Raw genomic sequence first — 23,237 nt, forward strand, 5'->3', positions numbered from 1 at the left:
CATTTCCGAATGGCTCTGTGATCTTCGGGATGGAAGCGGCCTATTTGGGGTCAGATGTCAGTGGCCGGCGCCGAGTTTGCCCCCGAGGCGTTCGCGCATGAGGGTGCTGGCGTCGTTGAGCCCGATGATCTTCACGTCCTTGCCATGGTGGTGGTATTTCTCGGTGATGGCGTCGAGGGCAGCAATGGTGGACGCGTCCCACAGGTGGGAGGCGTGCATGTCGATGATCACGTGGTCAGGGTCCAGGGCGTATTCGAATTGGGTGTAGAGGTCGTTGGAGGAGGCGAAGAACAGTTCTCCGTCCACCGCGTAGGTGACCGTTTCGTGGTCTCCTACTGTTTTGATCGACCGTTCGACTGTGACGAAGTGGGACACCCTGCGGGCGAACATGACCATTGCTACGAGTACGCCAACGCCGACTCCGATCGCGAGGTTGTGTGTTGCGACGGTGACGATGACCGTGGCGAGCATGACTATCGTTTCGCTTTTAGGCATGATCTTCAGGGTCCGGGGCTGGATGCTGTGCCAGTCGAAGGTGGCCACGGAAACGAAGATCATGACTGCGACGAGCGCCGCCATGGGGATGACGGAGACGATGTCGCCGAGGACCACGACCAGGATGAGCAGGAAGACACCGGCGAGGAAGGTCGAGATCCGGGTCCTGGCGCCGGAGGCTTTGACGTTGATCATAGTTTGGCCGATCATCGCGCAGCCGCCCATCCCGCCGAAGAAGCCGGTAACGATGTTCGCGACGCCTTGGCCCCACGCTTCGCGGGTCTTGTGGGAGCGGGTATCCGTAACGTCGTCGACGAGTTTGGCTGTCATGAGGGATTCGAGTAGGCCGACGAAGGCCATGGCTATGGCGTAAGGGAAGAGGATCTGCAGCGTTTCGAGGGTGAGGGGTACGTTCGGAATGAACAGGGCCGGGAGGGAATCGGGCAGTTCGCCTTTGTCTCCTACGGTCGGAATGGCAACGGCGGCGAAGACGGTGATCAGTGTGAGGACCACGATAGCGACGAGGGGAGCCGGAATTGCATTGGTCAGCTTCGGTAGGCCGAAAACAATGACTAGGCCCAGGACGACGAGCGGATAGACCAACCACGGGACGCCGAGTAGTTCCGGGACCTGGGACATGAAGATCAAAATGGCCAGTGCGTTGACGAAGCCCACCATCACCGACCGGGGAATGAATCTCATGAGTTTGGCGACCCCGGACAGGCCTAAGATGATCTGGAAGATGCCGGCGAGGATCACCGCGGCGATGAAATAGTCAACACCATGGCTAGCCACCAGTGGGGCGATGACCAGGGCGATGGCACCGGTGGCCGCTGAAATCATGGCCGGACGTCCCCCGACGAAGGCGATGGTGACGGCCATCGTGAAGGACGCGAACAAACCAATCCGTGGATCGACGCCAGCGATGATCGAGAAGGCAATGGCCTCGGGGATGAGGGCCAGGGCGACAACAAGTCCAGCGAGGACTTCGGTCTTGAGTCGCCGCGGTGACATGAGGATCTGTCTGACTGATTGGAGTTGTTCAGGGGTGAACGCCTCAGGACGTTCGGTTTGTGTGACGGCCATTTTTGGCTCCGTTCGTGGTCGAGAAGACGCGAGTGAGCGGCTTCACTTTTGCTAATGAATGTGGGGCGCAGCGCCGCGCCGGGAACGGGGGAATTAGTCTTGGAGGTCTCAACCCGAACACTCAAACCCTAACCTAACGTGATGGTAGAGTTGAAATTAGATGAGGACGGAGCGCTAATGACGGCTAAGACAAGGAGCACCAGCACCATGCATATCGGTGAACTTGCGGAGCGGACGGGCCTGTCCCTGCGGACCATTCGTCACTACGACGATGTGGGCTTATTGCCTGCAACAGCACGGACCGACGGGGGTTTCAGGGTCTTCTCCGAGGAGGATTACGAACGCCTCACTGTCATTAAGCAGATGAAACCCCTGGGGTTCTCGTTGGAGGAAATGGCCGAGATTCTTGCTCTTCTCGCGACCGATGAACATGCCAATAATGCGTCACATGTGATCGGAGCTTTTTTGGAGCGGGCTGTTCATCAGCGCGCCAAAATGGCACGGAATCTTGCGCAGGCTGATGAGTTTATTCAAAGACTCCGGGCCCCTACTGGGTGATTGCGATGACTTGGGCGTCCTGTTGGTGTTTTACGGGGCAAAGGTGCTTTGCGTCCCGGGGCTAGGGGTTTGACCGACGAGTTTGTACCAGTGGGCGGCTGTGGTCATGTCGACGCCCAGGATGCGCGCGGCAACGGCGGGCGGCACTTGGGCGATGATCGCGGCGCTGGATGCTTGGTGTGCCCCGGCGGGTGTGATTCCGAGCCGCCGGAGGCTTGCAGCAAGGCTCGATGGTAGCTGATGGGCGCCGTGCCGGGCCCCGGGGAAGACCCAGGTGGAGTCCTGATTAGATCCGCCGAAGCGGCGTCTTATGGTGGCACCGTTCAGGACTGCGCGGACCCACGGTGTTGCTGCTGCGGGGAGTTCCATTCCTATTGATCCGAGGCGAATTCGTGCGGATCCTTTACTGACGGTGAGGCCATCAAGTCTTAAGGCAGCTATTCGATGGACTCGGACGCCGTAGGCAACGGTGAGGAGGGCGGCTAAAGCCAACCTCGGGTCGAGCGCTTTGTCCGTGAGTGCTCGTTCCAGGGCGGCCTCGTTCTCGGGTCCGAGGCTTCCACCGATCTGAAATTCCAGGTGCGGATAGTCAGGCGCTGTGAGGGATCTGTTCGTCCCGGACACGGCGCACCACCGGATGAAGCTACGGATCTTGAAAGCATCTCTAGAGGCAGAGAGCGCCCAGGTATTGATGTGTTGCTGAGACGCGGTCCTGATGGTCTGCTGGTCGGCGTTGACATGATTTAGAAACGAAAAGACCAGGCGAAGTTCTCGCTTGTCGTTCGCTGCCTGCGTGTTAGTTATCGGCCCGCTCCGGAGGCGTCGCTGCTGGCACCATCGGATGAATTGGTGCAGCACCAATCGGTCGGAGGTCTGCGGCTGGGCTGCGGTTTGCTGACGGATCCATTGGTATAGTCGGTGAAGATACTCATCCCGTTCTGGAAGGACCCCAAGATCGACGAACAGTGAACGCACCTGGTTCACGGCCCGGGCGGTACCCAGCGAATCCAGATCTTCATGCCGTGCAGGGTGGGGGAGCGCGAGGACCTCTTTGAGGATGTTCCACGCCTTCTTGCGTTTGATCAACAGCAGCACATACGCGGCATCAGCGGCTAGGAGATGGTCTCGTGCCCGCACCAGCTCAGGACGCGTGGACAGAAGCGGTTCAGAGAACAAGGCGTTGATCGCATCCGTTGCCCGACAGCGTTTGCAAAGGCTCTGAAAATTCAGGTGATCCAGAGTGTCACAACGCGCGCAGGGGCGTCGTGTCTCCGGCTTATTCTTCCAGCAATAGTCGCAGTACCGAGTACCATCCCGGGTCCCCACGGTACGGCCGGGGTGTCCACAACTTGTGGTGGAAGGGACCTGGGAGTCGGCCACGATGGATCACTGAGTGATGCGTGCGGGACGAGGGCGTAAAGCCCGCGACCGGATGATGGAAGACGCGGAATCCGGTTTATTGGCTCCCGCAGCGGCCTTGTCTTGTTCGGCTTGGCCGAGATCGACTTTAACGATCAAGTCATCGGTGCTGCACCCGAGAATGTCGGTCAGCGCCATCAGCACGTGGAGGTTCAAGCGCTCCGGTCGCTCGGCTACGAGCCGGTACACCTGGCTGGGTGATAAGTGGATGCCGCGTTCTTCGAGCAATGGGATGAGTTTCGTGGTGCTGAACATCCCAGCGACCGCGAGCTGTTCGCGTAGATGCCATTCATATCCGATGATCCGGCTCATTTTGTCCTCTTTTCAAGGTGTTGAAACGTAGGGATTCTGGTCATCGCTTCATTCATCATGCGGTTCGCGAAGTCGTCGGAGACGTGCGTGTAGATACCGGTCGTGGACTGATAGGCATGACCGAGCTGGCGTTGAACGAATAAAGGGTCGTGTCCGTCCTCGATCAGGTGCGTCGCGTAGCTATGGCGTAGGCAGTGCGGCGACAACGCCGGATCCAAACCGAGGTCGTCCCGGTAAAGCGCGAACCGATCACTGAGCGAGCGTGTGCTGAGCCGGCCAGAGCGCTCCGAAAACCACAGAGCCGAACTCCTGCCAGTACTCATCAACGGCAGAATATCGGTCACGTAATCACGCAAAGAATCGACCGCCCACGGCATCACCGTCACCACTGTTCGAGGCTTCGGAGCCGACCCTTTGGATGCCTTCCCATGCCTGACCCGCACGAACCCGTACTCGCCAAACGAGGCCACCTTCGGATTGCGATACAGATCAGTGACATCAAGTCTGACAGCCTCAGCCGCCCGCACACCCCAGGCATAGACGACCTTGAGCAAAGTGGCGTCCCGGTACGCCGCCGCCGCGCCCTTACGACCGATAGACAACCGCGTCTGGACTTCCTCATCGGCCCGATCGAAAAGCAGCTGCAGCTCAGCCCGAGTCAACGGGCGTCGCCGCGGATCCCCTTCGTTTTGCTGCACATGGGGGCTGGTGTTCCACTCGTGACAGATCTGCACCGGATGCGATCCGAACCGTTCCTCGCACTGCTGCGCCCACCCGTAATGCGGTGAGCAAATGAAATCGCAGAAGAGGCGAACCGCGATCTGATAGCCCCGAAGTGTGCCCGGTGCGAGCTGCCGAACTGAAACCAAATCAATCATCCACTCATCAAAGGTGGTCGCCGTCCACTCCCACGGCCAAGTTTCAGCGTGCTTCTGAAATCGACGCACCATCAGCAACCGATCCCCGACAGTCTTCCGAACAAGTTGCCGGCCACCGAGCTGCTGGGAACTCCACCCCTCCAACATCGCGTCAAACACGGAGGAGTCTTCCTTGATGAAAGAAACCCCATCAACTAAATGAACCCCTGAAACGCCAAAAGGACGGCTCAACCCACACCCCGAATCGTTCGCTAAACGCACTTATCATGCATTAGACGCGAGAAATCATTGCGAGGTCAAGACCTAAACTGATCAAGAGGGCCGATCAGCACCATTCGTACATCAATACTGCCCTAGAAATCCGCATCTGACGCAACTCCACGTACTTGTTGCGGTATCTTTTTGACGTGCCGGCGGTCTTGTCCCCGCTCTGGCCGTATCCGTTGTTGATCAGTAAACTTGGGATAAGCCGTGCAGTATTTCACGGCCCCATGGTGCCGGTTGTCGTGGAGGTGGCCCCCAATTGTCCAGACACCCGGCACCGCCACGACAGGCCCCGGCACCGACCCTCAGCCGCCGGCAGCAATCGGCGCAGTGAGAAGTCGCCTAGACCTTTTGACCGGTGCGAATCACGATCAGCGCGGCCCCTTCCGGGATTAGCGCTTCCAAGGCCTCGCGGGCCCCATTGTAGGTAGCGCCACTGACAGTAATACGGCCTGTCTAGTGTCCCGGTAGTGCGTAAGTCCGTTGAGCTCCATTTTCAGATCCTTCACTAGTTTTTTCTGATCCACTTTCGGTGGGCACAGGGATTGAACGAAGCGAGGGCCGCGTTTACACCTCGGAACGTACATTCAAAACCAATTTTGCCGCTATATTCTCGGTATCAAGGAGCTTTTTGGCGCGTAACTATGACCGTAGGAGTTGGACAGTGGCGCAGCGGGTGGAAGTGGAATTGATCGTTGATTTGAACGGTCAAGCAGCTCAGGAAACCGTTCGCTTTGAGATTGACGGTACCGGTTATGAAATCGATCTGACGGCGGACTAGGCAGGATCCCGCAATCAGTTCTGGACGCTTACAACGAAGCTCAGAAGTAGGCCGCCGCTGGCGCCGTTCGGGTGACTTCATACGGTGAGGATGCGGTTGAGGTGTAGGTTCCGGCTGTGTGCTCGTGAATAGGTGCGCAGACGGTGAAATGCCGTGTTCGTGTGGATGTTTTGTCCGTGATCAATCATGCCTTTGGCTTGTTCGATGAGGATCCGGCTGCCAAGGGCCTCGCGCAATTGTTCGCTAGTAATAGCGGTTTGCATGGCGGTGCGTTTTTGCAGGAGGTTGATGGTTGCCACGTCGGTTAGCGCTTGTCCGATAGCGATGTCTTCGTCGGGGATTTTGCCGGCGTTGGTCCGGAATAGGTTCATCGCCCCGATAGTTCGGCCTTGTAATCGCATTGGGAAGGCATGGGCTGAACGGAATCCTTGGGATTTTGCGGCGTCGCTGAACTCGGGCCACCGGTGTTCGGTTCCGGCGATGTCGCGGATAGTGATGGGGGTCCCGGTCGTATAGCAGTCAACACAGGGTCCGGCACCATGTTTTAGTTGAAGTGCCTCAACGAGGTGGCTTTCATAGCTGGTGGATGCCAGTACGTGGAGAACCCCGTGCGGGTCAGGCCGGCGGCCGTGGCGTCGAGGAGTTCAACGGATTGCTCCACCAGTGTGTGGAGTAGGTCCGCCACGGCATAATCACCGTCCAGTGTGTTCGCGAGTTTACAAAGGCCCCACTGACTTGGCTAGTGCGTGTGCTCGGCATCATCGTTTTACGCGCTATCTAGCTGGCGAGAAGGGTGTAGGAATGGGTTTCCGGTACCAGGGGCAGGTAGTGGGGGTGTGAGATGAGGTATTGACGGGCGAGCGGGCATAGGGGGATGACCGCGATGCGGCGCCGGTGTGCGCTATGAAGGGCGGTTTCCAGGAGAACCGTATCGAGGCGGCGGCTGTCATACTGTTCATCCACGGCGGTGCGTAGTATCCACATCTGGTGTTCACTTATCCGGTAATCTAACGCACCAGCCACTTCCCCTCCCACGAATACTTCAAAGCGCGTTTCGGCGATATGGTCCCGAACGGTGGCACGGATTGGTGCTGTATCCGTCCTTGCGTGGGAGGATCGGAGCTGTATTTCCTCCAGGATCATCCGGTAGTTCTCCTGTGCACCGAATACCGGATATTCGTGGTCCAGTTCCTGGAATGTTTTATCGCAAAGCCGCAGTAGTTTCTGCGTGGTGAGCTCGGTGAGGTCTTCAGGACGCAGTTGAGGTGTTTCTGGGTCGGTAGGGTAGGAAAACCTGATGATTTCTTCGAGATCCGATGCCTGGCTCATGATCCCACCAACTCGTCGTCCGGATTCTGCGCCAATAGCGCGGGGCAAAGAGGCAAGACCGCAGGGGTGCTGAACACCACTGTTTGCATGGGCTTTTGTGCGGAGACGGATTCTCTCAGAATTTCGACCGCTGCAGAATCGACATGGTCGGCCCGCGTAAGGTCCACTGTCACCGGAGGGCCCCCAGTCAGTAACCGGGTGCGGTCAATAATGGGTAGAAGTGTGCGCCAGTCATCAGTGGTGAAGCATCCATTTACGGCGATGACCGCATTCGTGTGGTCCGTGTCCAATCGGACGAGGACTGTTAACTTGTGATTCATAAAATCACTCCATCAGGCAGAAAGCTTTGTGCGGCTCACTGCTGAACTCAATATAAGGCTATAACTAAACCGGGGTTTAGCACAAGGTCAACGGCTGAAATTAGCCAAGAGGCAAAAGCTGGATCAATCAGGGAACGAGTGGCATTGATCGCTGGGCGTAGGCGGCAGCCACCGGGTCAGACACGGGCTGCGGGCGCTGCCGTCGCCAGTTCAACCACTTGTCGGAAGTTACGCCAGTAGCGTTTGTTGATACCGATTACCAATCCTCTTGGGGTGCCCGGCACCCCTGCGTTAAGGGTCCGGTTCGCGATGTTGGTGTCCTGCGGCGCGGTGGGCACGGTTTGGTAGCGAGCCGTTGATATGCTTTTCGATCTGCGTCTGAATGTTCTCTTTCGCACGCGTGCGTGCACTCCGGCTTGTAGTGCCTCTTTAGCCCATTTTGAGGGCACATACCGGAATCGAGGCCCATCGGTGGACGATGGAACCAATACCTCCCATCCTTTGATCAGTGACTACTTGCAGGATCTGCTGCTGGACACCGTGGATGTGGAAGAGTTCTTGAACGAGCTGGTCCGCTTCTCCGTCAGCGCACTTTCGGAGGGCCCCGAGTTTCTTTGCGGCATTACTCTGTTGCGCCACAAAAAGGTCGGTACGGTTGCCAGCAGTAGTGAACAAGCGCAGAAAACGGATGAAATCCAGTACCAGTTCGATGACGGTCCGTGCCTGCGGGCTAACCGGGAGCAGCAGACCGTTCACATACCCGATATGCACAATGAGTCGCGGCAGCCCGCCTACACTCCCATCATGGTCTGGGAAAGAATCCGGTCGTCCGTCGCTGTCGCTTTTGATCTTGCGGGGGATGCCCGGGCGGCCCTGAACGTGTATTCGGATCGTCCGCACCGCTTCGACCGCCCGCTGATGGAGATTATCGAGGATCATGTCCGGCAGACGTCGAAAGCTTTCCGCTTGGCTGTGCGTTTGGCCCAGCGCACCGACAACGCGGCGCCTGGCTCACAGCTCACGACGCAGACCTGACCATTGACGAGATCTGGTTGCATTACTTCAGCGTCGGCGGCAACCTCAAAGCCTACGAACTCGATGCGTATCTCAACGGCATGTATCCGCTGCTGGTAGGGGAGCGGAACACCATCGCTCTGGCACTCAATGAACTGATCGATGACCTACCAAACCGCACCCGAGCCGAAATACGTGAACGAACCGTCCCAGGATCAAAATCTCTAGCGAATCACGTCGGTCGAGCCCTTCTAACAGGGCTAGATTCTTGGCGCGGTTTGGATCAGGATGGATGTGTCAGGCCGGGGCTCTCAAAGGTGGTGGCCCTGGCTAGAACCAACGAAGGGATGCAGTCATGGCGGACATTGGTGGAGCAGCAGACAAAGCCAAGGATTACGCAAAGGACAATCCGGAGAAGGTCGATCAGGGCAAGGAAAAAGCAAAGGACGCTTTTGATGGGCAGAAAGACGGCGACCAGAAGTAGCAAGAGCGTCGTTGTCTTAGGCCGGGCCCGTGTTTACTGGGCCCGGCTTCTTTGTGCTTCAACCCTCGCTGAAGTGTCCGCGAACGATGCTTTGCAAGACGTATCCGACCCGTGAATGCTTGGAGTGGCGCAGCACGATCGCCCCGGCAATCAATGAACTGATCGATGAACTACCGCAAGGCCGAAAAGCGGAATATTTGGACGACGCCCAGCAGGACTAAAATTGATGTCGGGACTGCCCCCGGTTTTGTTGACTCCTTGACCTAACGAGCTGAGGCTCGTGGAAGGATGTTGACCATGCCGACGGCTTATGGGGCGGAGTTCCGCCAGGATGTTATTGATGTGGCACGGAAGGGTGAAGCGCCGTTGGCGCAGATCGCTAAGGATTTCGGGCTTTCAGTCACGACGTTGAAACGGTGGCTCGCCATCGCGGATCGGAAGGAAACCGGGGTAACCCGTGCAGCGGATGACTCGGCCAAGATGCGGGACCTCAAGAAACGCAACCGGCTATTGGAGCAGGAGAATGAGGTGCTGCGCCGGGCCGCCGCGTATTTGGCTCGTGACATCAACCCAAAATGACATACCCGCTGGTCACGGACCTTGCCGCTGATGGTGTTCCCGTCGCGGTGACTTGCAGGGTGTTGGGATTCAGCAAGCAGGGCTATTACCGGTGGAAAGCCAACCCGGTCACCGACCGGGACTGGGCTGATGCGCATCTGGTCAACGCAGCACTGAAGATCCACGCCGACGATCCCGCGTTCGGGTACCGGTTCATCGCCGACGAGCTCCCCGGCAAAGGTTTCACCGCGGGTGAGAACAGGGTCCAACGGTTGTGTCGCGACCACCGAATCTGGTCCGTGTTCTCGCGGAAGCGAGGCTTGAACCGCAAGCCCGGACCACCGGTTCATGACGACCGGGTGCAACGGGACTTCACCGCAAAAATGCCGAACCAGCTGTGGTTAACGGACATCACCGAACATCCCACCGCGGAAGGAAAGCTCTATCTGTGTGCGATGAAGGACGTCTATTCCGGGCGAATCGTGGGCTACTCGATGGACTCACGGATGAAATCCCGGCTGGCGGTCGCTGCGTTGGAGAACGCGGTCCGCTCACGACGTCCGGCCGGAACTGTGGTGCACTCAGACCGCGGGTCCCAGTTCCGTTCGCGGAGCTTCGTGGAATCTTTGCGGCATCATGGGCTCACCGGCTCGATGGGAAGGGTCGGAGCCTGCGCTGATAACGCGGCGATGGAGTCCTTCTTCTCACTGCTGCAAAAGAACGTACTGGACCGCAAACGATGGAGCACCCGCCAGGAACTCCGGCTAGCAATTACGACGTGGATCGAGCGGACCTATCACCGACGCCGGCGACAACGACGTCTGGGAAAGCTCACCCCAATCGAATATGAAACAATCAACCGAACCGCGCTCACAGCGGCCTAAGACCCCGAGTCAACAAAAGCCGGGGCAGTCCCGTCCAGAATCAGATGTGTCGGCCGTTAGTACAAAATTCAGATGGGCTTTCGTCGCTTCATTTCCTGGTCTTGCGTGCGGGCGCAACTAGTGGGCGCTAGGTTCGAGGTTGGTTAGTGTCATTCTCCGCTCAGTGTTTGAAGCTTTTGACGACGGAATGTAGCGAAGATCCCGTCCGAAAGACAGCCTGCTGACGAATTGGGTAGAGTCGGTTTTGTACGCCGATCCCATCTCAATGTTGGAGGCGCTTCATGGCAGAAGTTTCTGTTCATCATGGACTGTTCAAAGACACGGATCTTCATGTCCATGACACCGGCGGATCTGGCCGGCCAGTTGTCCTGTAGGCGACGCGGATCCATCTAGATTTCGGCACATTGAACAATCCATCTGAAAGGCTTCACTGATATGACTGATCTTTCCGCCCTCGCTCTTGTATGTACCCTCACGCCGTCACCGTCGCCCTCGAGCAGCGAACTGATGGCCCAGCACATCCTCGACCATCTAGCAGAACAAGGCGTCGCCACGTCGTCCGTGCGGGTGATTGACTATGACGTTAAACGTGGCGTCCAGACAGATATGGGCAACGGAGACGAGTGGCCCCAAATCCGCGAAAAGATCCTCGCCGCAGACATTCTCATCCTGTCGACCCCCATCTGGGTGGGTCACCCTTCCAGCGTCGCCCAGCAAGTTATGGAGCGCCTCGACGCGGAACTGTCCGAGACGGATTCGCAAGGCCGGCCCATCTTGTACGGCAAAGTTGCCACTGTCGCTGTCGTCGGTAACGAGGACGGCGCCCACAAGACCATTGCCGACATGATGCAAGGACTTAACGACGTCGGGTTCACCCTTCCCGCCCAGGGCGGCACGTACTGGGTGGGTGAAGCCATGCAAACCATCGACTTCAAAGACCTCGACCAGGTCCCGGACCCTGTTGCTTCCACCAACGCGGGCCTAGCACGCAACGCGGTCCATCTCGCCCGAGCCCTCAAAAATGCTCCATACCCAGCGGAATAGATCCTCCTCGACCTAAGCGATCATCTACTGACGGTTAGACGTTCTCTTTGAGTCGGGCGAAAACCGCCAGTAGTCCCGTTCCTTCCACCCACAGGGAACGCCAATTGGAGACCGATCTAAAAGTTTCGGTTCGGGTCGTTTGACGTGAATCAAATTGTTGGGTCAGCGCAGATGGAGCTGGTCGTTAGTATGCTGACTGTACGGATAGTAGGTTCCATGCGCGTCAAAGCACAGGATGGGTTTGGTGAATCAACCAGCCCAGCAGCAGAAAGTACCTGGTACGCAGGCGGAGATGACGCCGACACCCGATTGTGGGGAAGACACTTACCGCGGTAGCGGAAAATTGACGGGGAAGGCCGCGGTCATCACGGGCGGGGATAGTGGGATAGGCCGTGCTGTTGCTATTGCGTTTGCCCGCGAAGGAGCCGACGTCCTCATCTCTTATTTGAACGAGCACGAGGATGCACAAGACACCGCGCGTCTGGTCGAGGAGGCGGGGCAAAAAGCCGTCCTGATTCACGGGGAGCTCTCCGAGCCAGCACATTGCCGGGAACCAAATACGGTCAGGGACCGCTGTTACTGCGTATTCCCATCCGGCAACAGGCGGTAGTGCTGTCCCCTGAACATAAGCACGAAGTACTCAAACAGTCCCCGGACCCGTTCTCTCCGGCCAGCGACGAAAACGCGCAGCCCTGTTACATTTCGAACCCCGGAACTCCCTCATTTCGAAGGGAAAGGAACGAACCGTTCGGCGCGCGTTGCAGGAACAGGTCCTCGACACGCACAGCCCGGTTCACCGCCTCGCTGAGTCCTTCATTCCGATCATGAACGAAGAAGCCGGGCAGCTGATGAAGGACGCCGATGCCAGAGGAGAACTGGTTTGGGATGACTTCATCGAGACCTGGGACAAGGTCGTGCGGCGAGTAGTCTTCGGCGACGCTGCACGCGAAGACCACGAGCTGACCGACATGATCACCGAGTTACGGTCGGACGCCAACTGGGCCTTCCTCAAACCAGTCCGCAAAAAACTGCGCACCCAATTTCTGGCCAAGGCACGAGACCGGATGCTCACCGCCGATGCCCGAAGCCTGGCTCACATCATGGCCAACACCATCAAAAAAGACGGGGCGGCACCGGCCAACCAGATCCCGCAATGGCTGTTTGTTTTCGACCCGGCAGGAATGGCGACATTCAGGACCTTAGCGGCCCTGTCCACCCAGGAACGAACGCTGGACCGTGCACGTCAGGAAATCAGCGAGGACACTTCAAACCGGAAGCACCTGCCCTACCTGCGGGCATGTGTCCTGGAAGCGCTGCGGTTATGGCCCACAACACCGCTGACCCTGCGTCAGACCACACGAGAAGTCTCTTGGCACAATGGCACCATCCCCAAGAACTGCGGCGTGTTGATCCATGCCCCGTTCTTCCACCGCGACGAACGCCACCTCCCGGGTGCTCACCGCTTCGAACCCGGACGGTGGCAGGAAGATCACCAGTCAACAGACTGGGCGCTTGTCCCATTCAGCGACGGACCAGTGGTCTGTCCGGGCCGTCAGCTGGTCCTGATGCTGACTAGCGCCATGCTCGCTCACGTCGTCGAGTCAAGGGAGATCACTCTCAAACACCCTCATCCCCTGGACGCGGCCGCACCACTGCCGGGGACCCTCAACAATTACAGGCTCCGGTTCGGCGTCCACAGCTAGTCCTGACTGAAATTAGGTCCCTTCAACGTCGACGGGTGGAAATTGATTGCTTTAGGTTCGTTCTCCGCCGGAGGCGCTAATGCCGGGTAGGTACTCTTCGGGTAGCTCAGAGACGGGGATGATGACGATGTCTTGAACTTTCCAGTCCATGTCGATACAGGCCTGGCGGGCGTCCTCGAGGTGTTGGACTTTGGGCATCCGGCGGCTGTTGATGACGACGAAGGATTCAATATGGTATACGTGGCCCTCGTCCCGGATGCGTGAGCGGGCATCTTTGACCCACCGTAGGTTACGCAAATAAACGTCGATGCGGCCGCCTAGGGGGTCCGGTTTGGAGTCATCGAAGGTCCTCGCGCGGGTATCGACGAGCCCGCCGACTGCTGCGCGAAGGTTCTTTATACCGTCGCGGAGGATGCTCAAAGAAATGAGAAGGGCCGCGGTGGAGTCGGCCCACCACAGTCCTAGGCCTATACCGAGAACGCCGACGACAGCCGCTACCGCAGTGGTCCAGTCGGCTTTATTCATGTCCGCGTCCGCGTACAGCACCTTATCGTGGAGCTGTTTAGCGAGTTTCATTTTCACCCAGCCGAGATAGACGGGCGGGCCAGCGGTGAACAGCATGACGAGGATCATCAGCCAGCCCAGCCAGAAACTGTGACCAAATAGTTCCACGGCGCCGATGGTCGGGTGCTCCGCCGTCACCAAAGCTATTCCTGATTCGATGAGCAGGTAGGCGCCCATGACGAACAGGGCCACGGCGGCTACCAGATGGGCTATTCCCACTGCCCGGTGAAACCCGTATGGGTGGTTCTCTGTAGGTCGTTTCCTAATAATCCGGGCGGCGACGAGGAAGGAAACGGGAGGCAGGAAGGAAAGCAAGTCTTCGATCCAGGCAGCTTTCATGGCTTGCGAATTACCGAGTACTAGGAACACCAGTGTTGTGGTGACGGCGAGGAACCCGATAGTGATCCATTCGAACTTCACCGCCCGACGTAGCGCGGCCTGCTGTTCCTGTGGCAGCTCGGTGTGCCCAAAGCGCGGGGGCCCCGAGGCCGGGCTCACGGCGACACTTCCTGTTTCAGCAAGAACCGGTCCAATTCCAGAAGGAATGCATTTTCTCCTCTGGGCACGAGCATCACATGTCGAACGGTCTGCCCTTGCTCGTTGACGGATTCGACATAGGGGCGGGTGACTCCGGCATGGCTGCTCCACGGTGTGTCATCGTGGTATCCGCCGATCGCCAGATCAATACGGCCTTGTTCGATGCTTTCCGCCAGATCATGTTCGCTACCTTCGGACCATTGGATGTCCGCCCCAACGGTCGATGCGAATTCCCGCACCAGATCCGGCTCCATTCCCTGTGGATCGCCGCCAGATAGGGTGTCCACCCACCGGTCATTTTCGGTCACGCCCACACGAAGCGTCCCACCGGACACACTCTCTAGAGTTCCGTCCGGGTCAGAGGGAATCGATAACCCACAACCACTCATTAGCAGCACGCTGACTCCCGCAGCTAGTCTGCCTAGGTTTCTCATGGTTCGAAACTACTCCCTCGGAGCCCGTTATCCGGCGTATAAACGCGCATCAGCAAGAATGAGCTACATAGTAAGTGGATTGTTCACCACGGCCTCCACTGTTTCCTGAAGCCTTTGTTCACTGGCCCTGCGTAGCTGCGCCCCCGCCCAGGTAGGACGCGGTGAGCCGAAGGGGAGTGGGTTACCCGACGAAGGTTGCGGGTTTCTGGTATAGGCGTCGACGAGCGACTGGGTGATACCACCACGCGCAGAGGTGACCGCCTAACTCAATCCGTTTTCCTGCCGCACATACTCGCGCAGCAGACCCAGCGCGTGCTCGCCGGCCGGGCCTTCGGCGGTGAGGGCCTTCTCCATGGTTATAGCGAGCTTCTTTCCGGCGGGGAACGGCGGCAGCAGCGGAACATCGGGATCGGTGACCACTTCAAGCACGAATGGGCGGTCGGCGGTGAGTGCTTCATCCCATGCGGCACCGAGTGCGTCCGACGAATCGACCCGGGTGCCAGAGAGCCCCAGCAGGCGGGCGTATCCGGCGTAGTCGAAGTCTGGCAGTGCCTGGCTGTCCTCGAACCGGGGTTCGCCTTCGGTTTCCCGTTGCTCCCAGGTCACCTCTGCAAGCTCGCGGTTGTTCAGCACGCACACCACAAATCCGGGATGAGCCCAACTCCGCCACATCCGGCTGACAGTGATGAGTTCCGCGACGCCGGTCATCTGCATGCCACCATCCCCGGTTAATGCCACCAAGGGGCGGTCAGGGTATGCGAGTTTCGCTGCTATGCCGTAGGGCACGGAGCAGCCCATGCTTGCCAGGGTGCTGGAGAGGTGGGCTGGCACACCGCGGGGTAGCGAAAGCTGGCGGGCATACCAGTACACGCAGCTGCCCACATCGACGGCTATCTGTGCGTCCTTCGGCAGCCGCCCGTTTAGTTCCCGGACTACGAGCTCGGGATTGACCGGTCGGGCTGGCGTTTCCGCGCGTTGCCGGGCCAAGGACCGCCAGGATCGCACTGCCTTCTCGACGTCGGCACACCATCGGTCGCCACCGGTCAGTTTTGGTAGCAGGGCCCGCAGGGTTTCGGCGGCGTCCCCGGTGAGCGCCAGCTCCACCGGGTACCGGTTGCCGATGACTTTCGCATCAATGTCGATCTGCACTGCCCGAGCCGCGCCCGGCGGTGGGTAGAACTCCGTCCACGGGTCGTTGGAGCCGACGATCAGTAGGGTGTCGCAATTGCCTAGCACGAAGGCACTGGCGCTGGTACCCAAATGTCCCATGGTTCCGGCAGCGAGAGGTAATGATTCGTCCACGTACGGCTTGCCTAGCAGGCTGGTGACGATTCCGGCGCCCAGCTTCTGCGCTATCGCGACCACCTCGTCCTGGGCATCTTTTGCTCCTTGCCCGACCAGCAGCGCCACACGGGATCCAGCGTTAAGAAGCACGGCCGCGTCGTCCACATCCTGCATATGCGGAACGGCCCGGCCGGGATTCCAGATGGGAGCGGAGGGGATGACACCGTGGGTGTGTTCCATCTCCGGTGCGGGTTCCTGCTGGACATCGTGGGGCAGGATGACGACGGCGGGGGACCGGGTGGCGAGTGCGGCTTTGAATGCCCGGTCGATCACCATGGGTGCCTGCTCGGGGCTGTCCACCTGTTGGCGGAACGCCGAGGCAACGTCCTTGAAGAGGGTCAGTAGGTCAATTTCCTGCTGGTATGCGGACCCGAGAACGCTTTGACTCTGTTGCCCGATAATGGCGACCACCGGAACGCTGTCCATCCGGGCGTCGTAGAGGCCGTTGAGCAGGTGGACGGCCCCGGGGCCCTGCGTGGAGGTCATCACGCCCACCCCGCCGGTGTACTTCGCGTGCCCCACCGCCATGAACGCAGCGTTCTCCTCATGCCGGGCCTGAATGAACTCTGGTTTACCGGACCTGCGTAGGGCCCCGAGGAACGCGTTGATGCCGTCACCGCTGTAACCGAAAATGCGTTCTACTCCCCAAGCCTGTAGCCGTTCCACTACCAGGTCCGCAACGAGTCGTTCAGTCATGCTTACTCCTCAACATTTACGGTCGAAGCCACCCTAATCCTGGAGGCCACCCTCTTGGCGGTGAAACCTCCGGGTGGCCTCGCGCCCGGGTTTTGTGTGGCTCTGATCTTGTGCTGTACTGCGAGGTTCCGTGTTGTGGCTAGTGGTTGCGGAGTTTGGAAACCAACTGTTCCTTCTTCAACCCCGAATACCCGCTCAAGCCAAGTTCCTTGGCCCGACCTTTAAGGTCTTGAACTGTCCAGTCTTCATAAGACGCTGCCTCGCCGCCTACACGGCCGACGGATGAACGGCCTCTCTGGCTGGCGGCATTGGAAATGCGCGCTGCTTTTTCCTTGGATGCACCCTCGTCGCGGAGTTTTTCGTACACTTCGGGATCTTTCAGGCTCTTCGATCCACGTCCTTGAAGACTCATTTCTGATCACCTTTCCTTGACACGGTGCAATCTGTTGGCGCAGAAGCTTGTGTGGTTCCTTACACTCGGTCCACCAGCTCCGATTCGCCGAAATCACGGGCACGGTGAGCGCAGCAGAACATGGCATCACCGTTTTCCACTCCATGCCCAAGCACACAGCAACCGCAATGAGCACAGGTGGGTGCCAAATCCTGGATGGCGCACTCGAAACTATCGAAAGTCTTAAAGTCTTGCATGCGCATCCATCCGCCGCTGATAGTTAGTGGTTTGTCGTAGTCGGTACCGCATGTGTCGCAGATCGCCATCGTCCGCACTCCTTAATAGTTTTCGTCGGTCTTATTCAGTAGGAGATGAATTCGACGAGTTCGCCGACGCGGTCCTCTGGATAGTTTCGGGCTATGTCTGCCTGGGTGAGCATTCCGATGAGTTCGTGTCCATCGATGACCGGGAGGCGGCGGACTTTGTGGTCCTGCATGGTGCGGATGGCTTCTTCCACGCTGTCGTCGGCCCCAATGGTGACGGGCTTTCCTTCGGCAAGTTCTCCCGCAGTTGTAGTGCGTGGATCGTCACCGTCGGCTACGCATCTGATGACGATGTCTCTGTCCGTCAGCATCCCCTTCAAGCGCTGGTCTTCACCGCAGATGGGTAGAGATCCGACGTCGAGTTGTTTCATTTTCTGGGCTGCTGATTCCAGGGTTTCCTTTTCCCCGATACATTCAGCGCCGCCGGTCATGATGTCGCGTGCGTTGACCATTTTGAGTACCTGCTTCCTTAGCTGTTGCTGCAGTTGAACGGATGAACCTAGCTTGGGTGGGCGGTCTAAGTGGCGGTGGTGTTGCGTTTCGGGGCAAGGATGAGAACGAGTACCGTCATGCCGACGGCGAGTCCAAGACGAAGCCAGTTATCGGCCGCGTTGACTGGGACGAAATTGGCTGCGGAGTCATGCGGGACAATCAGCCCGAAGACGAACAACACTGCGTAAATGATGCCGCTCCAAAGAAGAAACCAGTAGGACCCGCTTCTGGTGCGCGCCAGGGCTACGCCGACGACGCCGAAGGGCAGGTGCACGATGTTGTGAAGGACTGATACCTGAAAGAGCCCTAGTAGCTGTGCTTCGGATATGTGCACAGCGAAGCTGAGCTGGTCATAGTTGGTGGTAATCCCCGGCACGAACCCCAGCACTCCGACTAGCAGAAAAACAGCCCCGACCGCTAGGGCAGCTATCTGCAGCGCTGTTCTCCCCGTGGCTTGCTTCTCGCCACCAATACGTTCGAACACCATGATCGATTCCCCCCTCGATGCCGGTACCGGCCGATTGCCGACAGGAGTGCTATCGATATCCACACTGGCACAACCACAACTTAATAGGAAGCATGCTTAGGTATCCGGTGGTGCTCCGGCGCACATGGAGTCACCGACCATAGTGGCGGCCCTCCGTTATTGAACGCCCATTTTCGTAGTTCATGGCTGGCACCACCGCGGTGGATTCGCCGCCAGGTTCCCGCGTTGTTCGACCGCTAGTTGTCGAGAATCGGCGTAATCCGGTTAGTATCTCCTCTGTGAGGGCGGTCCTGTGGAACTATTTCTAGATGGACGAGAGACGAAACACCGGAGACAAACTACGGGGTTTAGGGGGCACGGGAAAGCGTGAGCTGAATGGACATGGCAGCCCGGTACGGCTGACGAGCGAAGATTTGCGGGCTATCGGCAGGCGCCGAAGAAGCAGGTGCCAGCCCGCGATCCGTTCGGATTAGCGGTGTCGCATTGCGCTGTGTGTCCGGCCCGGCATTGACTGCACACACCGCAAGACATCGTCGAACACACAATGACCCGGTCGCTGGGGCTGAACCTCCGGACAGCGGAGCCGACCTCGGTCACCACTCCCACCGCTTCATGACCCAGGATGGTGCCTTCCTTCATCCCTGCCATGGTGCCTCGAGTGAGTAGCAAATCAGCGCCGCAGATAGCGCTGCGGGTGATCTGCACAACCGCGTCGTGGGTATCCTGGATAGAAGGATCCCCACATTATCGAGCCGGATATCGCCTTCACCGTGCCGTACAAGTGCTTTCATGAGAACTCCTCGTGCCGGGTTAGGTGGGCTGTGCATGAGTTTCCCACGCTACGACCGCACCTGAAGGCTTGCACGCGCTTGCCTGTAGGGGACGTAGTCCATAAAGCGTAGGCGCCTAACCTACTAAGACTCGTCTGTCTCCTGCGGCTGCTGTGCCGCAAGTACATCACGGCGGTCGAGTTCTGCCGACCGACAGGGACGACTGGAATCAGCCGTGACCACATAAAAGCTCTCGACTCGGGGTAAAGATGGAGCCGTGGTAGGACATTAAGTGTCGCGGGCATCGACGGGGAGCCAATATTCGACGGAGGTAAGGGCTGCTGCGATCCGGATAATGCGGACGTTGCTAGGGAAGTTAGGAGTCGATCCGGAACTGTGCATCGAGTCGCCTCTATTGAGGATGGGACGGGGTCTGTGTGTGGGTGGGCGCGGCCCAAAAGTTCGCCGGGTTTACCCGGTGTGCCAATGACGGCGAATGAGCTCCTCGCGAGTAGCTTCGTCCTTTGCAAACTTCCCGTTGTCGGTGTCGCGTAAGCCCGCGAGCAACGCGTCGATGAGCGCACCGGGGAAGACGCCGTCGGCCTCGAAAATTTCCCGTTCGGCCTCGAGCGCGTCGGCCGATTCCGAGCACGAGGCAGGTAGTCGTTCGAAGTCGTCGTGGGTGGCGGTGCTGAGCCTCTCGGCCAGCTCCAAGCTCCCGGGATCACTTAGCCCGCGCTTCGCCGCGACGGCCATGCCGGCTAGGAGAAGGTGTACGTCGGCCGAGCCGTCGCCGAGTCTAAGCTCGACGGTCTGGGGGTCCGTGGCGGGTCGGGGAACGGGCTCGGCATTGCCAGGATTAGCGTGGGCGACCATGCCTGCCAACACGTCCCCGCCCCAGGCCAGCGGGACCCGAACCAGACCAGTGCGGTCCTTCATGCCCCAGCAGATGTCCTCAGGTGACTCGTCACCGTCGGTGAATCGCAGGTAGGACGTGGGGACAGTGTTACCGAACGCGGTCAGCGCCCTGGCCACCGAAAGGTAGCCAGCGATCAGCCGGCGCCCGGTGTCGTTGATTCCATTCTTACCGACGATGGTGCTGGCGCCGCTGCGCACCAGCCGGCTATGGATGTGCAGGCCGTTTCCTGCGCCCTTCCCGCTCACCAAAGGGGCGAAGGTCGCTTCAAGACCATGGGCGTGGGCGACCTCGCGCACCACCCACTTCGCCAGGACAAGGTTGTCGGCTGCCTGCTCCAAGGGCACAGGTTGAAGTTCGATCTCATGCTGGACCAGCTGACGGTCGTCCTCGAGGATGTTGCCGACCTCCCCGTGGGCATACTTCAATGCCACCCCCATCGAGCAGAGATGACCTAGCACCTGCTCCCGAACCCGCTGATGCTTCGAAAAGGGCCCCGACTCCTGATAGCCGCGCTCCTCCTCGACGGGATAAATCCGGTCAGGCGCGTCAACGAGGTAGTACTCCAGCTCGCCGAAGGCTTCGAGCGTCATACCCGTCTCCTGCGTTAAGGCCTCAGCAGCGCGGCGCACAATTTGCTCCCGGGCGTAGGACAGCGGCTTCCCGGCCTCGTCGTAGAAAGAGCACAACACGTCCAGCGAGCACCGCTCGCCGAAAGGGTTGAGGAAAGCGGTGCGGTGACGCGGAACAATGTAAACATCACTGCTGTCGGGGTCGGTGCCAGCAAAGACACTCGAGCCGTCCACACGCTCACCCCGCGTCAGCACCTCGATGAGATGGTCGCGCGAATTAATGGGGAAGGCCACGGTCTTCAGACGCCCGTCGCCGGCAACGTAACGCAGGTTCACCTGATGCAACCCCAGCTCTTCGACGGCCCGCACGAGATCGTCGGCAGTGAAGTCGGCCGACGGCTTGCCGAGCAGGCGGACAATCGGGTGAGGTTCGAACGCGTCGCTGGTCATACTCCGTTCTACCAGCTTCACGACGCGGAGGCCCGCGAACCCTCGGACCTTTCTATTGACACTGATGCGCAAACCACTCAAATGCCAGCGACAGCAGTAATCCAAAATTCGACGTAGCCGCCCAGCCGCTCACGTCGCGGTACTGACTCGGCCGGTTATCCCCAGTGAGGTTGGGCGTCCGGCGTCAAAGTGGTCGGCCATATGAAACGACAAACCGAGCTGTCTGTTTCGGTTCTCTTGAAGCGCCCTGGGTTTGATGGAGACCTCTGAACTTGGAAACGAGAATAGAGTCAAGGCAACGAGTCAGGGATGGGGAAGTCGACGGCACGTCGGTGTTCGCCGGAGGAGAAAGCTACCGCAGTTCGGATGGTTCGGACCTTGCGGGCGGAGTTGGGTACCGGTTCCTGAACGAGGCCGATCGACAGTGGGAGGCTAGCGTTCACCGGATGGCTTTCTCCTCCCAAGTTCGGTTCTCGGTGTCTGCGCACCGACGCACACGACGGCGCCGATCTGTCCTTGAGCGATTTCAATGGAATCCTAAACCTTTCAGACAATCGCTGACGTCTTCGGTGGGATATGTCCGAAACACCCGAAGCGGCGCATCGCGGGCGTCAGGGCCGCCGGATTGATTGCACAAGTGGTTGACAGAAGCGCTTCTCGGGTAACAAATGATAAGTACCCTGTGTGAAGTTTAAGATACCTGAAAATCCGCGAGAGCAGGGTGGAGGAGATTAGGACATGACACGAGGGTCACGAACCGTTCGCTCACTTTCACTCATCAGCGTCACAACCTTGTTAGTTACCGGATGTGCCACGGGGACCGGGACCCAGAGCACACCGGACGCGGACTTCAACGCTGAGAACGCGATCAGCGGGGAACTAAGCGTGATGGGTTTCGGTGCTAGCGACGAAATTGCGGAAAGCAGGCTGGAATTGGCCGAGGCTGAGCTCCCCGAAGTGGAGATTAGTTTGGTTGAAGGCGATCTAGATATACAGCAGTTCCTTTCTGCTGTCGCCTCCGGTGAACCGCCCGAGCTTATTTACGCGAATCGGGACCAGTTGGGCACTTTTGCCTCTCGGGGTGCGATCATGCCCCTTGACGAGTGCATGGATGCTGAAGGCATAAACGCTGATGACTTTCGTGAACCGGCCATGAACCAAGTAACGTTCGAGAACGAGGTGTACGGGGTTCCAGAGTTCAATCAGGTCCAGGTCACTATGGCCCATACCGGCTTGTTGGAGGATGCCGGTTTGACGCTGGCGGATGTCGACGGTTCCAGCTGGGACGGGTTGACCGAAGCTGCTGAAAAGGTGTTCGCCACGGATGACGGTGGCGGGATCAGCGTTATCGGATACGACCCGAAGCTGCCTGAGTTTCTTCCTATCTGGGCTCGAGCCAATGGCGCCAATTTACTGTCCGAGGATGCGCGTACCGCACAGCTTAACGATCCAGCCGTCGTGGAAGCTTTGGAGTTCGCTGCCGGGCTTTACGACATGCAGGACGGATTCAGTGCGGTGAAGGCCTATCGAGATTCTGCCGACTTCTTCGGCTCCGGGAATCAGTTTGCTGCCAGCACGCTCGGAGCAATGCCAATGGAACAGTGGTACATCAATATTCTCAACGATGTTTCTCCAGAGGCTGAGATGGCGTTCACCACGGTCAAAGACACTGCCGGTGAAGACCTGAGCTTTTCCAGCGGATCGGCCTGGGCGATTCCTGCTGCAAGTGGTAACCCAGAGGCAGCCTGCCGGTTCATTCAACAAATGACCAGTACCGAAACCTGGGTGATGGCCGCAGGGGTGCGGGCAGAGGCACGGCAGGCTGAAGGGAAACCTTTCACCGGACTGTTCACCGGCAACCAGACTGCCGATGATCAGATCCGTGAGCAGTACGTGAAGCCATCGGATGATGCCAAGTGGGACGAGGCGATCAACGCTTCATATGCAGCAAACGAAGCATCATTTTCTCTCCCTGCGAATCCTGCAGACGCTGAATTCAAAACTGCCTGGCAGGATGGTGTCAACCGGGTGCTCAACGGGCAGCAAGATCCTCAGGAAGCGATGGATCAGGCTCAAGAAGAAGCGCAGTCTGCGTTGGATGAAGCGTGGAGTAGCTGGGATGAAGAGTAATC

25 protein-coding genes are annotated in these 23,237 nt (G+C 58.7%); 9 read left to right on the plus strand and 16 right to left on the minus strand.

Annotated elements, in window-relative coordinates; translation table 11 throughout:
• Positions 1 to 57: 57 nt before the first annotated feature.
• Positions 58 to 1,581 carry a SulP family inorganic anion transporter gene (locus ACX80T_RS10095; RefSeq protein WP_459304314.1) on the minus strand — a complete coding sequence of 508 codons (1,524 nt, stop codon included), beginning with the start codon at positions 1,579 to 1,581 and terminating at the stop codon, positions 58 to 60.
• 141 nt (positions 1,582 to 1,722) lie between these two features.
• Between ACX80T_RS10095 and ACX80T_RS10100 the strand changes: the two genes are divergently transcribed.
• Positions 1,723 to 2,139 carry a MerR family transcriptional regulator gene (locus ACX80T_RS10100; RefSeq protein ID WP_459304315.1) on the plus strand — a complete coding sequence of 139 codons (417 nt, stop codon included), beginning with the start codon at positions 1,723 to 1,725 and terminating at the stop codon, positions 2,137 to 2,139.
• Positions 2,140 to 2,169: 30 nt separating this feature from the next.
• Here ACX80T_RS10100 and ACX80T_RS10105 read toward each other — a convergent pair whose 3' ends face one another.
• The 3 genes from ACX80T_RS10105 to ACX80T_RS10115 all read right to left on the minus strand — a co-directional run bounded on the left by ACX80T_RS10105 (position 2,170) and on the right by ACX80T_RS10115 (position 4,907).
• Complete coding sequence (locus tag ACX80T_RS10105) at positions 2,170 to 3,276, minus strand: hypothetical protein (protein WP_459304316.1); 1,107 nt, start codon at positions 3,274 to 3,276, stop codon at positions 2,170 to 2,172.
• A gap of 249 nt (positions 3,277 to 3,525) precedes the next feature.
• Complete coding sequence (locus ACX80T_RS10110) at positions 3,526 to 3,870, minus strand: helix-turn-helix domain-containing protein (RefSeq protein WP_459304317.1); 345 nt, start codon at positions 3,868 to 3,870, stop codon at positions 3,526 to 3,528.
• Positions 3,867 to 4,907 (minus strand): tyrosine-type recombinase/integrase, encoded by a 1,041-nt coding sequence (locus ACX80T_RS10115; RefSeq protein WP_459304318.1) that lies wholly within the window; start codon positions 4,905 to 4,907, stop codon positions 3,867 to 3,869. The genes ACX80T_RS10110 and ACX80T_RS10115 overlap by 4 nt, the downstream gene beginning before the upstream one ends.
• A gap of 769 nt (positions 4,908 to 5,676) precedes the next feature.
• On the opposite strand from ACX80T_RS10115, the gene ACX80T_RS10120 reads away from it, so the two are divergent.
• On the plus strand, positions 5,677 to 5,793 hold the full coding sequence (locus tag ACX80T_RS10120; protein ID WP_459304319.1) for an Lsr2 dimerization domain-containing protein: 117 nt from the start codon (positions 5,677 to 5,679) through the stop codon (positions 5,791 to 5,793).
• Between the two features lie 77 nt (positions 5,794 to 5,870).
• Here ACX80T_RS10120 and ACX80T_RS10125 read toward each other — a convergent pair whose 3' ends face one another.
• The 3 genes from ACX80T_RS10125 to ACX80T_RS10135 form a co-directional block, all read right to left on the minus strand.
• Positions 5,871 to 6,386 carry a GAF and ANTAR domain-containing protein gene (locus ACX80T_RS10125; protein WP_459304374.1) on the minus strand — a complete coding sequence of 172 codons (516 nt, stop codon included), beginning with the start codon at positions 6,384 to 6,386 and terminating at the stop codon, positions 5,871 to 5,873.
• Positions 6,338 to 6,478, minus strand: coding sequence for a hypothetical protein (locus tag ACX80T_RS10130; RefSeq protein ID WP_459304320.1), 141 nt, complete (start codon positions 6,476 to 6,478; stop codon positions 6,338 to 6,340). The genes ACX80T_RS10125 and ACX80T_RS10130 overlap by 49 nt, the downstream gene beginning before the upstream one ends.
• Before the next feature lie 92 nt (positions 6,479 to 6,570).
• Positions 6,571 to 7,122 (minus strand): GNAT family N-acetyltransferase, encoded by a 552-nt coding sequence (locus ACX80T_RS10135; protein WP_459304321.1) that lies wholly within the window; start codon positions 7,120 to 7,122, stop codon positions 6,571 to 6,573.
• A gap of 791 nt (positions 7,123 to 7,913) precedes the next feature.
• Between ACX80T_RS10135 and ACX80T_RS10140 the strand changes: the two genes are divergently transcribed.
• The 6 genes from ACX80T_RS10140 to ACX80T_RS10165 all read left to right on the plus strand — a co-directional run bounded on the left by ACX80T_RS10140 (position 7,914) and on the right by ACX80T_RS10165 (position 13,129).
• Positions 7,914 to 8,477 (plus strand): GAF domain-containing protein, encoded by a 564-nt coding sequence (locus ACX80T_RS10140; protein ID WP_459304322.1) that lies wholly within the window; start codon positions 7,914 to 7,916, stop codon positions 8,475 to 8,477.
• Between the two features lie 334 nt (positions 8,478 to 8,811).
• The gene (locus tag ACX80T_RS10145) at positions 8,812 to 8,940 is read left to right on the plus strand and encodes a hypothetical protein (RefSeq protein ID WP_459304323.1); all 129 of its coding nucleotides are present in this window, start codon (positions 8,812 to 8,814) and stop codon (positions 8,938 to 8,940) included.
• 297 nt (positions 8,941 to 9,237) lie between these two features.
• Positions 9,238 to 10,382 (plus strand): IS3 family transposase gene (locus ACX80T_RS10150; RefSeq protein ID WP_459304324.1). Its coding sequence is split into 2 segments (ribosomal slippage): positions 9,238 to 9,514 and positions 9,514 to 10,382, totalling 1,146 coding nucleotides; the frame shifts between segments, so codons are not numbered across the junction.
• Between the two features lie 435 nt (positions 10,383 to 10,817).
• Positions 10,818 to 11,426 (plus strand): flavodoxin family protein, encoded by a 609-nt coding sequence (locus ACX80T_RS10155; protein WP_459304326.1) that lies wholly within the window; start codon positions 10,818 to 10,820, stop codon positions 11,424 to 11,426.
• Positions 11,427 to 11,718: 292 nt separating this feature from the next.
• Complete coding sequence (locus ACX80T_RS10160; protein ID WP_459304375.1) at positions 11,719 to 12,036, plus strand: SDR family NAD(P)-dependent oxidoreductase; 318 nt, start codon at positions 11,719 to 11,721, stop codon at positions 12,034 to 12,036.
• A 214-nt stretch (positions 12,037 to 12,250) separates the two neighbouring features.
• Positions 12,251 to 13,129 (plus strand): cytochrome P450, encoded by an 879-nt coding sequence (locus tag ACX80T_RS10165; protein ID WP_459304327.1) that lies wholly within the window; start codon positions 12,251 to 12,253, stop codon positions 13,127 to 13,129.
• A 51-nt stretch (positions 13,130 to 13,180) separates the two neighbouring features.
• Here ACX80T_RS10165 and ACX80T_RS10170 read toward each other — a convergent pair whose 3' ends face one another.
• The 9 genes from ACX80T_RS10170 to ACX80T_RS10210 form a co-directional block, all read right to left on the minus strand.
• Positions 13,181 to 14,191: a cation diffusion facilitator family transporter gene (locus ACX80T_RS10170; RefSeq protein ID WP_459304328.1), complete on the minus strand. Its 1,011-nt coding sequence runs from the start codon at positions 14,189 to 14,191 to the stop codon at positions 13,181 to 13,183.
• Positions 14,188 to 14,538, minus strand: coding sequence for a transporter substrate-binding domain-containing protein (locus ACX80T_RS10175; RefSeq protein ID WP_459304329.1), 351 nt, complete (start codon positions 14,536 to 14,538; stop codon positions 14,188 to 14,190). Before ACX80T_RS10175 ends, ACX80T_RS10170 begins: the two co-directional genes overlap by 4 nt.
• A 387-nt stretch (positions 14,539 to 14,925) precedes the next feature.
• Positions 14,926 to 16,704 carry a thiamine pyrophosphate-requiring protein gene (locus ACX80T_RS10180; protein WP_459304330.1) on the minus strand — a complete coding sequence of 593 codons (1,779 nt, stop codon included), beginning with the start codon at positions 16,702 to 16,704 and terminating at the stop codon, positions 14,926 to 14,928.
• A gap of 139 nt (positions 16,705 to 16,843) precedes the next feature.
• Complete coding sequence (locus ACX80T_RS10185; protein ID WP_459304331.1) at positions 16,844 to 17,116, minus strand: DUF7218 family protein; 273 nt, start codon at positions 17,114 to 17,116, stop codon at positions 16,844 to 16,846.
• 340 nt (positions 17,117 to 17,456) lie between these two features.
• Positions 17,457 to 17,870: a CBS domain-containing protein gene (locus ACX80T_RS10190; RefSeq protein WP_459304332.1), complete on the minus strand. Its 414-nt coding sequence runs from the start codon at positions 17,868 to 17,870 to the stop codon at positions 17,457 to 17,459.
• A gap of 65 nt (positions 17,871 to 17,935) precedes the next feature.
• Positions 17,936 to 18,397: a DUF4383 domain-containing protein gene (locus tag ACX80T_RS10195; RefSeq protein WP_459304333.1), complete on the minus strand. Its 462-nt coding sequence runs from the start codon at positions 18,395 to 18,397 to the stop codon at positions 17,936 to 17,938.
• A 420-nt stretch (positions 18,398 to 18,817) separates the two neighbouring features.
• On the minus strand, positions 18,818 to 19,102 hold the full coding sequence (locus tag ACX80T_RS10200) for an alcohol dehydrogenase catalytic domain-containing protein (protein ID WP_459304335.1): 285 nt from the start codon (positions 19,100 to 19,102) through the stop codon (positions 18,818 to 18,820).
• 536 nt (positions 19,103 to 19,638) lie between these two features.
• Positions 19,639 to 21,105, minus strand: coding sequence for a glutamine synthetase beta-grasp domain-containing protein (locus ACX80T_RS10205; protein WP_459304336.1), 1,467 nt, complete (start codon positions 21,103 to 21,105; stop codon positions 19,639 to 19,641).
• A gap of 290 nt (positions 21,106 to 21,395) precedes the next feature.
• A complete protein-coding gene (locus tag ACX80T_RS10210; RefSeq protein WP_459304377.1) occupies positions 21,396 to 21,548 on the minus strand; it encodes a hypothetical protein in 153 nt (50 codons plus the stop codon).
• 445 nt (positions 21,549 to 21,993) lie between these two features.
• On the opposite strand from ACX80T_RS10210, the gene ACX80T_RS10215 reads away from it, so the two are divergent.
• Positions 21,994 to 23,235: an extracellular solute-binding protein gene (locus tag ACX80T_RS10215; protein WP_459304376.1), complete on the plus strand. Its 1,242-nt coding sequence runs from the start codon at positions 21,994 to 21,996 to the stop codon at positions 23,233 to 23,235.
• Positions 23,236 to 23,237 lie beyond the last annotated feature (2 nt).

The sequence above is a fragment of the Arthrobacter sp. Sr33 genome (assembly GCF_054511195.1).